The sequence below is a fragment of the Halocynthiibacter namhaensis genome, from assembly GCF_000812685.1.
GTDB classification, from domain to species: domain Bacteria; phylum Pseudomonadota; class Alphaproteobacteria; order Rhodobacterales; family Rhodobacteraceae; genus Halocynthiibacter; species Halocynthiibacter namhaensis.
This window is the reverse complement of record NZ_JWIF01000065.1, coordinates 1-12,402: the sequence shown is the minus strand read 5'-3', so window position 1 is coordinate 12,402 and position 12,402 is coordinate 1. Positions and strand designations below refer to the sequence as shown.

The 12,402-nt window shown below is 53.2% G+C and carries 10 protein-coding genes and 2 pseudogenes; 5 read left to right on the top strand and 7 right to left on the bottom strand.

What is annotated here, in order from left to right; genetic code table 11:
• Window positions 1–232: 232 nt before the first annotated feature.
• The 4 genes from fdxA to RJ38_RS14210 are packed head-to-tail and all read right to left on the bottom strand — an operon-like array spanning window position 233 to window position 4,537.
• Entirely contained in the window at window positions 233–571 is a 339-nt protein-coding gene (gene fdxA, locus RJ38_RS14225) for a ferredoxin FdxA (RefSeq protein WP_039019555.1), read from the bottom strand.
• 54 nt (window positions 572–625) lie between these two features.
• A complete protein-coding gene (locus RJ38_RS14220) occupies window positions 626–1,057 on the bottom strand; it encodes an RNA-binding S4 domain-containing protein (RefSeq protein WP_052245413.1) in 432 nt (143 codons plus the stop codon).
• A gap of 6 nt (window positions 1,058–1,063) precedes the next feature.
• Entirely contained in the window at window positions 1,064–3,880 is a 2,817-nt protein-coding gene (locus tag RJ38_RS14215; protein WP_039019554.1) for a helicase-related protein, read from the bottom strand.
• Between the two features lie 30 nt (window positions 3,881–3,910).
• Window positions 3,911–4,537 carry a tetratricopeptide repeat protein gene (locus tag RJ38_RS14210; RefSeq protein ID WP_052245412.1) on the bottom strand — a complete coding sequence of 209 codons (627 nt, stop codon included), beginning with the start codon at window positions 4,535–4,537 and terminating at the stop codon, window positions 3,911–3,913.
• Between the two features lie 68 nt (window positions 4,538–4,605).
• Here RJ38_RS14210 and RJ38_RS14205 point away from each other — a divergent pair, with 68 nt between their 5' ends.
• The 3 genes from RJ38_RS14205 (at window position 4,606) to rpiB (ending at window position 6,476) form a co-directional block, all read left to right on the top strand.
• The gene (locus RJ38_RS14205) at window positions 4,606–4,893 is read left to right on the top strand and encodes an SCP2 sterol-binding domain-containing protein (RefSeq protein ID WP_039019553.1); all 288 of its coding nucleotides are present in this window, start codon (window positions 4,606–4,608) and stop codon (window positions 4,891–4,893) included.
• Window positions 4,893–5,861 carry an alpha/beta fold hydrolase gene (locus tag RJ38_RS14200; RefSeq protein WP_039019552.1) on the top strand — a complete coding sequence of 323 codons (969 nt, stop codon included), beginning with the start codon at window positions 4,893–4,895 and terminating at the stop codon, window positions 5,859–5,861. The genes RJ38_RS14205 and RJ38_RS14200 overlap by 1 nt, the downstream gene beginning before the upstream one ends.
• A 174-nt stretch (window positions 5,862–6,035) precedes the next feature.
• Window positions 6,036–6,476 carry a ribose 5-phosphate isomerase B gene (gene rpiB, locus RJ38_RS14195; protein WP_039019551.1) on the top strand — a complete coding sequence of 147 codons (441 nt, stop codon included), beginning with the start codon at window positions 6,036–6,038 and terminating at the stop codon, window positions 6,474–6,476.
• Between the two features lie 260 nt (window positions 6,477–6,736).
• Here rpiB and RJ38_RS19090 read toward each other — a convergent pair whose 3' ends face one another.
• A complete protein-coding gene (locus RJ38_RS19090; protein WP_162183577.1) occupies window positions 6,737–7,078 on the bottom strand; it encodes a hypothetical protein in 342 nt (113 codons plus the stop codon).
• A 70-nt stretch (window positions 7,079–7,148) separates the two neighbouring features.
• Between RJ38_RS19090 and RJ38_RS14185 the strand changes: the two genes are divergently transcribed.
• Together RJ38_RS14185 and RJ38_RS14180 are read left to right on the top strand one after the other, a co-directional pair.
• The gene (locus tag RJ38_RS14185) at window positions 7,149–8,624 is read left to right on the top strand and encodes an Ig-like domain-containing protein (RefSeq protein WP_162183576.1); all 1,476 of its coding nucleotides are present in this window, start codon (window positions 7,149–7,151) and stop codon (window positions 8,622–8,624) included.
• A 199-nt stretch (window positions 8,625–8,823) separates the two neighbouring features.
• Window positions 8,824–10,021, top strand: a pseudogene (locus RJ38_RS14180) (IS30 family transposase).
• A gap of 83 nt (window positions 10,022–10,104) precedes the next feature.
• Here RJ38_RS14180 and RJ38_RS14175 read toward each other — a convergent pair.
• Complete coding sequence (locus RJ38_RS14175; protein WP_052245411.1) at window positions 10,105–11,940, bottom strand: M3 family oligoendopeptidase; 1,836 nt, start codon at window positions 11,938–11,940, stop codon at window positions 10,105–10,107.
• A 232-nt stretch (window positions 11,941–12,172) separates the two neighbouring features.
• Window positions 12,173–12,364, bottom strand: a pseudogene (locus RJ38_RS18595) (transposase); the annotation flags it as partial.
• Window positions 12,365–12,402: the final 38 nt, after the last annotated feature.

Sequence of the window (12,402 nt, the reverse complement as noted above, 5' to 3'; positions counted from 1 at the left end):
AAATTGCTTCCCCGCAGGTTTTTAATTTTTGGGCAGAAAGACCTGTATTTGGGCGAAATGTTCAGCCCAATGCCTGTGTGCGTGTAAGTGTTTGTATCAACAGTATATCAGAAAATGGGCAATGATAAAAGTCGCAACCCCCGCTTAGATAAAAACCACGTAAAAGCGATATTATAACAGGGAAACAGCGCAATTACGCGATGTCATAGCCGCCAATTTCACCGAATCGGTTTTATCCGCCTTCGCCGGGGGCTTCGGAAAAGATCGTGTCCAATTTCCCGGGCTTGCCGTCGTTTTCTTCGGCGTCAGGCAATTGGTCTTTCTTGGTGATGATCACAGGCCAAAGCTCCGCGTATTTGCGGTTCATCTCGACCCATTTCTCCATGTCCGGATCGGTATCAGGACGGATCGCATCGGCAGGGCATTCTGGTTCGCAAACGCCACAGTCGATACATTCATCAGGGTGGATCGCGAGGAAGTTCTCGCCTTCATAGAAACAATCCACAGGGCAGACCTCGACACAGTCGGTGTATTTGCATCCAATGCAGTTGTCAGTGACGATATAGGTCATGGCTAAGTCCGGAAATTCTACGTTGCTCTGACCCAATTAGTCCACTCAGGGGGATCAATCAAGCAGGGAGGCACCGGAAAGAGGCAAATTGCGACGATCTTTCTTAGTCGGACGCCCTTTTCCCTCATATTTCGGCATAGGCGGGAAATTATTCTGATCTACACGCTTTTCGCGCGGTTGTGGCGGATCAAGATCCTCATATAAGGCCTGTGCTTCTGGGGCGGGGCCGCGTCGCGTGCCAATGCCAAGCACTTTGATCACCCGAACGTGATCATCTTTGGGGAATGTCAGCACGTCACCAGGCACAATGGTGCGGGCGGGTTTGCTGATTTTGGTGGAATTGATGCGGATCTTACCCTCAGAGACCTGCTTGGCGGCCAAGGTGCGTGTTTTGAAAAACCGCGCATGCCAAAGCCATTTGTCCACCCGGAGCGCGATCTTCGGCGCACCGGGGGTATTTTGGGGATCAGCTGCCTTTTCAGACATGGCCGATCACTTGCTTTTCAGGCCCATCAGCGCAGCGGCGAACGGGTTGTCAGGATCAATCGGTTTTTCTTTGCGTGCAGGTTTAGACGCCCAGGATTTTGGTTTCTGATCACCGCGATCATTGCGATCATTGCCACCCTTACGGCCTGGCTTGCCTGTGTTGCGCCCACCAGCCTTTGGCTTATTGCCACGGTTGCGGTTTTGGCCCGCCTCCGCGTCGCCACGGTTGTTGCCACGATTGCCTGCATTGCGTTGCTGACGTGCCCAAGTGAAGGTGAAGAAGACCTCCATTTCAGGTGCCGCTTCTTCAGATGTGGCCTCTTCAACGGGCGCATCTTCAACGGCAGGAACCTCTTCAGCGACAACGGCTTCAGCAACAGGTGCCTCTACGACAGGTGCTTCAACCTTTGCAGCTTCAGCAGGTGCGGCTTTCACTTTCGCGCGCTCGCCCTCTTCAGCTTTATAGCCAAGGCCGCGCATCAAATCAGCGAATTGCACCAGCGTCATGCCAGAGATCGACAACATGTCTGCGTTGGCTTCGAAACCACCACGGGAATCTTCTGAACGCAGCATATCTGCAAGGCGTTCCAGCATATCGATGCGAATAGCACGAACGCCTGCTTGGCGATAGCCACACATGGTGTGGTAACCCGCTGCCAGATCTTTCGCAGATGGGATCGTCACAAGACCCGGAGGGGGGCTTTCGGCGAATTCAGCGTGATCTTGGAACAGCCCCCAAAGCACAAGGCGCAGACGCGTTGGTGCTGGCTTCAGCAAAAGCGGCATGAAGATTGTGAATTGGCCGAAACGCACACCATGCTTGCGCAGCAGCCCGCGTGCATCTTGGTCCAGTTCTTTCACTTCTTGTGCGATCTGGTCACGGGGCAAGATGCCCTGGGCTTCCAGCAAGCGGAAAGCAAAGCCACGCGCAATACCTGTGAGGGTCTCATCGCGCGACATCGCCAACATTGGCTCAAAGAGATTCGCAATTTTGCGATCAATAAAGTGCTGAAGACGGCGTGTCACTTTCTCAGAAACATCCGCGCCAGCTTCGTCATCCACGAAGGCTTGAACACGTGGTTTCAGGGCCTCATCACCCTTTACAAGCTTACCAACGGCGTATTCACCCCACATCAATCCACCCTGTTCGGTGAAGTCGATTTCAGTGTCAGGTGCGTTGTAAAAACGATCTGATCTAAGTGAGAATTCAGGCGCAAGCGCTTGATATGCAGCGGTTTTCAGCGTTTTCGCTTCATCCCCTTCTGCGGATTTATCCAGGGTAAAGCGGAACCCCTCAAGACGGCCGGCAAATTGCCCCTCAACCGTCACTTCACCTTTATCGTTCACGTCAGCCACCAGGCTCTCCTTCTGCTTCAATCGCCGCATCAATACAGATGTGCGGCGATCAACAAATCTTTGTGTCAGCGCATTATGCAATGCATCCGACAGGCGGTCTTCTACAGCGCGCGCGACGCCGCGCCAATGTTTTTCGTCTTTTGTCCAGTTTTTGCGCTGAGAAACATATGTCCAGGTGCGGATAAATGACAGTTTCTTTGACAAAGCATCAATATCGCCCCCCGCATCGCTGCCTGTCCCACCTTGGGTTTGATCCAGTCGTTTTATCTGGCGCAGCAACCAATCTTCGGGCAGTGGACCTTCTTTCAGATGATTAAAGATCGTCATCAACAGATTGGCGTGTTCCCCAGGCGAAATCCCGCGAAAATCAGGAATACAGCACACATCCCACAACAGGCGCACGTCGCCCGGGCTGTTGAGACGCGCAGCAACCAACGGATCATTGGCCAAAGTTTGCAGCACAATCAAATCATCCGCCGCGCGCGCACGCATCAGCCGTGGATCATTGGGCTGTTGTTGTAGGGAATTGATCAGCCGTTCCGCCGTGCCAAATTCAAGCCTTGAATTGCGCCATTCCAGACGTTTGATCGGGGCAAAACGGTGATTGCAAATCGCATCCGCCAGTCCATCCTCCAACAAAGGCGCATCCCCCGTGACACCAAAGCTGCCATGGTTCATATGCCGCCCAGCGCGTCCGGCGATTTGACCCATTTCATGTGGGAACAATTCGCGCATGCGGCGGCCATCGAATTTCGCGGTGGATGAAAACGCAACGTGATTGATATCAAGGTTCAAGCCCATCCCAATCGCATCTGTGGCCACCAGGTAATCGACATCACCGTTTTGGTACATCTCGACCTGAGCATTGCGCGTGCGTGGCGACAAAGCCCCCATGACCACAGCCGCCCCGCCCTTTTGGCGTTTGATCAGTTCCGCCATGCCGTAAAGGTTTTCCACGGAAAAACTGACGATAGCGGATCGCGCGGGCATGCGGCTGACTTTCTTGGATCCTGCATAGACCAGTTCAGACAGACGTTCACGCGTCATGAAATGCACATCCGGCACCAGATCACGGATCACATCGCGCATGGTGTTTGCGCCAAGAAACAGTGTTTCATGGGTGCCGCGAGCGTTTAGCAGGCGATCCGTGAAAATATGACCGCGTTCGGGATCACCGCACAGCTGGATCTCATCAATGGCAACGAAATCGGCGCCAATGGACAGGGGCATGGCCTCAACCGTGCAAACCCAGAATTTCGCGCGCGGCGGCACGATGCGTTCTTCACCCGTGATCAGCGCCACAGTGGACGGGCCACGTATATCAACGATCTTATCGTAAACTTCGCGCGCCAGCAGACGCAACGGCAGGCCAATCACACCGGAATTGCGCGCCAACATCCGTTCTATGGCGTAATGGGTCTTACCCGTATTCGTTGGCCCAAGAACCGCCGTGATTTGACCCTGCATCTTATCCACCCATATTCAGTTCGGCGTTAATTATATCTTCTCGCCGCCCAAACGGGCCTCAAGTTCATCTATTGACGCAGATATATGAGGGCGATGCGGATGTATAGCATGGGAAGCCTTCAATGCCTTCAAGGCGCCTGCCTCGTCGTCCAACTCAGCCAAAATCGTTCCAAGTCCAGACAGAGCTTCGAAATGATTGGGGTTCAAGGTAACTGTGCGTTGCAAAGCATCCAAGGCAGGCCCGTAATACCCGGATTGGAAATAGGCCATCGCCAATACATTCCAACCCTCTGCAAAATCAGGTGCATGATCGGTCAATGCAGTGGCATGTTCCAAGGCCACCTGCCCCTCTGCGGCGTTTAGGGCCTCTTGGGCGCGCAGCAGAATCAGATCCATGCTGTGGGATCCGGACCGAGACCATTCTATGCGTATTTTTGCTTCTACATCCTCCCAACCTTCAAGGTCAGGTGTTGCAAGCAAGGTCAGCAAATCATCGATTCCCATGCTTTTGGTTGCAATTTGGCGTGTCTCATCCAAGCGTTCAGCGTCTTGCGCATTTGCAACCTGTGGTAAACCAATAGGAAACACACAAGTTAACGCAATTGTCAGAGGAATTGCCGTAAGGAAAGCTTTGAGGTATGTGAAGAAATTGACCATAACGTAAACATAGTAACAAACTCCCGACAAAAAGCGAGAGCTGTCGGATCACAAATCGGAGGAATGTCATGAGCGACATTATCACTGCGGCCGTTGCGGCGCTGAGCGAAAAAATGACTGGCGGCTTTGACGGCACAGCTAAGTTCACCCTCAATGGCGAAGGTTCTATCATCATTGATGCCGATGGCGTGCGCGCTGGCGATGATGATGCAGACGTGACCTTGTCGGCGGATGCGGATGTCTTCCAAGCCATCCTTGAAGGTGACCAAAACCCAACCACAGCTTTCATGACCGGCAAACTGTCTGTTGATGGTGACATGGGCATGGCGATGAAACTGGCTTCGGTTATCGGCTGATGACAGACGCGCCCTTTCACAGCGAGCTTTCTGATGGTCCAGATGGGGGACGCGCCGTTTGGCTGCATGCCTCTGATGGGGTGCGTATCCGTGTGGGTCATTGGCCCATGGGATCGCAGGTTCTGAAGGGCGCTGCGCAAAAGGCGGATGTCAAAGGGACGGTCCTGATGTTTCCGGGCCGTACCGAATACATTGAAAAATATGGCCGCGCGGCAAGTGAATTCGCGGCGCGCGGTTATGAAATGGTGGCCATTGATTGGCGTGGTCAGGGGCTTGCAGATCGTCTGCTTAACGACCCTATGACCGGGCATGTCAGTGCCTTTTCTGATTATCAGAAAGACGTGGATGCCCTGCTGATTTGGGCGCATCATCAAGACCTGCCAAAGCCATGGTATATGATTGGGCATTCCATGGGGGGGGCCATCGGCATGCAAGCGCTCTTTGCCAATTTGCCCGTAAACGCTGTGGCCTTCTCGGCCCCCATGTGGGGCATTCAACTTCATCCTATCACGCGTGCCATGGCCGGGTGCATCGCAGGTGTTGCGCGTGTGCTTGGGCTTTCACATCACTATGCCCCTGGAACAAAGCCCGTGTCCTATGTGCTTGATGCAGAATTCGACGACAACATGCTAACCACGGATCCCGAGATGTGGGCCTATATGCAGGATCACATCCGTGAGGAACCTTTGTTTGGGCTTGGCGGCCCCAGTATCAATTGGGTGGGTGCGTCTCTGGCCTATTGCCGTGCCATATTGGAACGTACCCCCCCCGCCTTACCTGTGGTGACCTTTCTGGGCAGTCAGGAACGTATCGTTGATGTACCCTCTATACACCGGCGTATGAACAACTGGCCAACTGCGACCCTCGATATGATTGAAGGTGCCGAGCACGAGGTCATGATGGAAAAGCCCGAAACACGCAAAGCTGTGTTTGACGCAATGGTCGCGCATTTCGACGCCCATCCCTAATCCCATCCTATTGCGCCTAGCTTGAGCTTCACACGGACCCTTGCGTTTCAAGGCCCAGAAAATTTGCACCCCTCGCTTTCATTGGCTTTCGTTTCTTCCCAAGGTCTGGCACATAGCCCCCATCTGATCCACGCACACGAATGCAGTGATTTGCCTCAGCCAAGGACACCTGTCATGACACAGACCAAACGCATCGTACTTTCCAGCGACCACGCCGACATCGAACTGCGCAAAACCATCGCCGCACATGTTGAAAGCCTTGGGTATGAGGCCGTTGATATTGGGCCACAAACCAGCGAGAGCACCCATTACCCCCTGCATGGTCAAGAAGCTGCGAAACGTATTGCATCCGGTGATTGTGATCTGGGCATTCTGATCTGCGGCACGGGCCAAGGCATCATGATGTCTGCCAACAAAGTGCCTGGCATTCGTTGTGGTGTCTGTTCTGACACGTTTTCCGCCCGCATGATCCGCGCCCATAACAATGCGCAAATGCTGTCCATGGGTGCGCGCGTGATTGGCGAAGGCCTGGCGCTTGAGATCGTCGAAGCCTTCCTCACCACCGAATTCGAAGGCGGCCGCCACGCCACCCGCGTGGACATGATCGAAGCGTAAACATAAACCTGCCCCCCTGTTACACGCGGGGCAGGCCATTCCAGGCCACTCCGTCGCGACATTGCCGCGATAATCTGCCAGAGCGAAAAGCAACCCTTCGCCCGCCCTGCAGCGAAAGTCTCTAGAGAGCCCATTTTACCAAAATTCTGCGGTGCCGCGAATGGCTGGTTTCACTGGGTTGGCAAAAACCTTCAACAGTCACTTTGGTTTTGAATTGGTTTTTTGTCAGTGGGTGTTCCAGCAAGACGTATTTTCATCATTCAAATGGTGATGCGCGTCAAAACACAAACTTCGCAGGCATGCGTTATTTTCACATCATAATTAAGGAAGTAAGCCACGCGGTTGACTTGGCGGAGGTTTAGCGGATACATCAATAATGGTGTAAGGTATTCGGTCACATAAGGTATTAATTTTATGCGTAATAAGTTCAAAAAACTTAAAGCGATGCCACTTGTGGCCGCGATCGCGGCGGCAACCATGTTTGAAGGAGGGCAGGCTTGGGCATTAGAGTTTGGTACAAGTCCTTCAATAGCCTCGGTTTCTGCTGTAGCTTCAGATCCAGGGGACTCTTCTTGGGATGGATCTCTAAGTAGTGCATGCACAATGTTTATGGGTCTTTCCCCATTAGGCAGTGCGCGTGTATGGCTTGGTTTTGCGCGTGAAGTTAGGCCAATGTGGGGGACAGAAGCGATTGATGGCTCTCCAGGCGATACTATATCAGCAAAGCGCGCCTCAATAAATGCGGCGAATATTGAAGCTTATTGTGGTATAAAAAACATAAAAGATTTTTCAGCTGATGGTGCCAATGGAACATTTGCGACTGATGATTACTTTGGCTTTTCTCTTAAGGGTGATCTCGATGGTAAAACCTATCGTTGGGAGTACGCCTACACAGGAGCTTCTGTAACAACACAAATAGTAAGTCGCACATGTTTGAGCTGCGACACCACTTCCCCCACCGTGACCCTTTCCGGTGCACCAGCGACGTTGACCAACACAGATCCATTCACCGTCACCGCGACATTTGATGAGGATGTGACTGGCTTTGACGAATTCGCTAAAGATGTCACTGTGACCAATGCAAGTGTCACGGGCATCACCAAAGTCAGTGCCTCTGTCTATACTGTGGCTGTAACCCCAGATGGGGGCGGCGATGTCTCGATCACTATCCCTGACGCAGCCGCTCAGGACGGTTCAGGCAACGGTAACACCTCATCCAACACGCTTGTCGTAGCTCGCGACTCATCCATCGCGCCTGGCACAAGTAGAGCCATCGTTGAAGAAACGCAAAAGGCCATCGCGGGTTTCATGTTGATACGTGCTGGTACCCTAGCGTCCAACCAGCGTGGCCTGTCACATTTTCTGCAAGGCAGCGGGTGTGGAGCGTTTAGTGCCAATGCGTCCGAAGGCGCGGGCTCTGTCAGCGGGTGTGCTTCGCACGGCAATACTTGGGCCAATATAAGCGGTGCGTGGTCGCGTGACACCACCTATACGTTGGTCTCTTTTGGCGCGCATGGGTTTGTGAACCCCGATCTGCTTGTCGGCGGCATGGTTCAGGTGGATTATGCCAAAGATGATGCCAACAATGTTTCCGGCAATGGCTGGATGATTGGCCCCTATTTTGTTGCGAAAGCACCTGAACACCCGTTCATTTTTGAGGGCCGCTTGCTTTATGGTCAGACAAGCAACGACATCTCTCCGTTTGGCACCTATACGGACAGCTTCCGGACAGAGCGTTGGTTGGCGCAGTTGCGGGCGACAGGAGAATATAAGCTTCAGTCTGCCACCCTGATGCCACTCCTCGATCTTACCTACACAGATGACACCCAAGAAACCTATACCGATAATTTGGGCAATACGATCGCCGGGCAAACCGTTGATCTGATGCAGCTGACCGTGGGTCTCGATTTCAGCACATCGCTGCAAATAGAGACCGGCGAGCTTGAGCTTGCAGGCGGTATTTCTGCGATCCACGCCTCCACCAATGGTGGCGAGGTTAATTTTGATGGCAATCGTGGCCGCGCCCATCTGGGCCTGACTTATGTCACAGAGATTGGTGGAAACTTCACAGCCGGAACTTTCTATGACGGGATAGGCTCAGACCACGAAAGCTTCGGGGCAAGTCTCAGTTTCGAGAAGAAATTTTAAGGGTGACCTCTCCAGGATGCTCAAAACCAGCTCAAACTGATAACGATGGGGTGGGCTTATTCTCTAGATATGAATGTTCAATAAAGGACCGTTCACCGACCCGGACGTTGACGCATGTTCAGTGAAGGTCTGGTTCGTCCGGTGATTTCAACTGGTCGACGCAACACTTTAATCTTTTTGGAAAGATGGAGTGTTTATCATGAAGTATCGCACACGGACGTTTTACACAGACACGCAGAAGTCGGAGATGTGGGATCGATGGGAGCGTGGGGAGTCTTTGAGTTCGATTGGGCGCAGATTCAATCGTGCCTCATCTTCGATTTATCCGCTGCTGGCTCGAACTGGTGGCATTCGACCTGCTAAACGCGTGAGATCGTGTTTGGCCCTTACGCTGCCCGAACGTGAAGAGATATCGAGAGGCCTTATTGCCAAAATATCTCTGAGGGCGATTGCACAATCTTTGTGTCGCTCGGCTTCGACAATAAGTCGCGAAGTCCGCCGCAATGGAGGTGCCAAAAGCTACCGAGCGGCGCAGTCAGACGCCGCTGCTTGGGATCGCTCAAAGCGCCCTAAACTCTGCAAGTAGGCAAGTAATGACTATCTCTGTCGCGCGGTTTCGGCCAAGCTGAGACGCAAGTGGTCCCCACAACAAATCGCAGGTTGGCTGATGCGTGAACATCCCAATGAAGAAGGTAAACGCGTTTCGCATGAGACGATCTATCGGAGCCTTTTTATCCAGACACGCGGTGTACTTAAGAAGGAACTTCTAACCCATTTGCGGGCGACGTGGTCCATTCGCAGGTCTCGGCATGCCACGCTAAAACGAAGCGGGATAGGTAAGTTCAACGATGCGATTTCGATCAGCGACAGACCTGCAGAAGTCGAGGACCGGGCCGTACCAGGTCACTGGGAAGGAGACTTAATCGCAGGATCTGGCAATAGCTTTATAGCAACATTGGTCGAACGCCATACCCGCTTTGTGATGCTGGCGAAGGTTGGCAACAAAGACAGTCACAGCGTCATTCAAGCGTTGATAAAGCAGTCACGTAAGTTGCCCAAAGAGCTTTATCGTTCTCTGACTTGGGATCGTGGATGCGAAATAGCAGGGCACAAGGCCTTCACCCTGGCGACCGATATCGACGTCTTTCTGTGCGACCCTCACAGCCCCCTCTCATTGCTGTAAACAGCAATGAGAGGGCTATGCATGGCAACGCGGCTCAAATGAAAATACCAACCGCTTGCTGCGACAGTACTTTCCAAAGGGCACAGATTTGTCGATACATAGTCAAGCAAAGCTGAGCGCCGTTGCAAGACAGCTCAATGAACGGCCACGTAAGACGCTGGGATTTGAGACTCCCGCAGAGCGTTTCAATGCATGTGTTGCGTCGATCCATTGAGATCACCCCGCGCAGCAGACATTTGGAACCACTTTTCTTAACTTGAGTATTCCCAAGTTAAGAAAAGTGGTGGAGGGGGAAGCTTATTCCATCGCTTCCAATTCGTCGATCATACCAGAGATCATGCTCAGGCCTTTGTCCCAGAAGGCGGGGTCTGAGGCGTCTAGGCCGAAGGGGGCGAGCAGTTCTTTGTGGTGTTTAGAACCACCGGCTTTGAGCATGTCGAAATACTTCTCTTGGAAGTCTGGATCACCTTCGGCGTAGACCGCGTAAAGCGCGTTCACGAGGCCGTCGCCGAACGCATAGGCGTAGACGTAGAAGGGCGAGTGCACGAAATGCGGGATGTAGGCCCAGAAGGTTTCATAGCCGGGTGCGAATTCGAACACCGGGCCAAGGCTTTGGGCCTGCACAGACATCCACAGGGCGTTGATGTCGTCTGGCGTCAATTCACCTTCGGCGCGCGCTTCGTGTAGTTTGCATTCAAAGTCATAAAACGCGATTTGGCGCACGACGGTGTTGATCATGTCCTCAACTTTGCCCGCCAGCATGATTTTGCGTTCTACTTGGGTTGTCGCGCCATCAAGCAGCTTGCGGAAGGTTAGCATCTCGCCAAAGACCGATGCGGTTTCAGCCAAGGTCAGCGGGGTTGATGATAGCATTTCGCCCTGATCCGCCGCCAGAACTTGGTGTACACCATGGCCCAATTCATGCGCCAACGTCATGACGTCACGGGGTTTCCCAAGATAGTTCAGCATCACATAGGGATGCACATTGGTGACCGTCGGATGCGCGAAGGCACCAGGGGCCTTGCCAGGTTTCACGGCGGCATCGATCCAACCTTTGTCATAAAACGGGGCAGCGATTTCCTTCATGCGTGGGTCGAAGTCGCCATAAGCGCCGTCGACAATCGCGCGGGCCTCATCCCAGGTGACCAGACGTTCGCTTTCCATTGGCAGGGGCGCGTTGCGGTCCCAAGTTTGCATGGTCTCTAAGCCCAACCATTTGGCTTTCAAGGCATAATAACGGTGCGATAGCTTGGGGTAGGCGGCGACAACCGCGTTGCGCAGGGCCTCGACCACCTCGGGCTCTACGTGGTTGGACAGATGACGGCCTGCTTGCGGGGATGGCATTTTGCGCCAGCGATCTTCGACCTCTTTGTCTTTCGCAAGGGTGTTGTGAACGCGGGCAAAGAGACGCACGTTTTCGCCAAACACACGCGCCAATTCGTGTGATGCGGCTTCGCGTTTGGAACGGTCTTGATCGGTCAGGAAGTTCAGGGTCGCCTCAAGGTTCAGCTCTTCGCCGTTCATGTTGAACATCAGGCCCGCGATGGTTTCGTCAAACAGCGTGTTCCAAGCGGCAGCACCAACAGAGGACTGGTCATGCAGATATTGTTCCAGCTCGTCAGACAGCTGATGTGGCTTCATCGCGCGCATACGGTCAAAGACGGGTTTGTAGCGGGCGAGATCGGCGTTTTCCGTCAGAAGGCCAGCCAAATGATCTTCATCCAAGCGGTTGAATTCAAGCGAAAAAAATACAAGATGACCGGTATAATCTGTCAAGGTTTCTTGGCAGTTTTGCATGAACTGGGCACGACCGGAATCCATGGTGTTTTGGTAATAGCGCAAGCCCGCATAGGACATGATACGCCCGGCCTTTTGGTTGATTTCTTCTTGCAATTCAATGCAGGCCAGCATGTCCGCAGCACTTAAACCATCCAGATTACCCGCATAATCACCGGCGAATTTCGCGCAGTTGGTTTCAAGCCAGGCCATGTCGGCCTCTAGTTCAGGTGCGTCTTCGCCCGTGTACAGGTCGTCCAGGTTCCATTCCGGCAGATTGCCAAGCGCATCCCCCCCGGTTTCACTTGCCGCATCGCGGTTGATTTCGGGGGCGGCGAATGGAAGGGAAAACTGCATAGGGACCTCTCAGAAATTGGTTCCTACTGAGATAGGCGGGCAGGGGCGCAGAGACAAGGGAAAAGCCTGCCAATTTGTGGATACAGCGGGCGTGGGGCGTCGGAAGCTTTGACTTGATAGGTCAGGTTCGTGATGCCATTTACGGGCCGCTACAATATTGCTCCAAACATTCAACCTTCCAAGCGCAAACCTTTATGGCTGTTCACGCCAAGGTCGGCAATGGGCGGTGATCTCAATGGATCGACGCAACACATGCATTGAAACGCTCTGCGGGAGTCTCAAATCCCAGCGTCTTACGTGGCCGTTCATTGAGCTGTCTTGCAACGGCGCTCAGCTTTGCTTGACTATGTATCGACAAATCTGTGCCCTTTGGAAAGTACTGTCGCAGCAAGCGGTTGGTATTTTCATTTGAGCCGCGTTGCCATGCATAGCCCTCTCATTGCTGTTTACAGCAATGAGAGG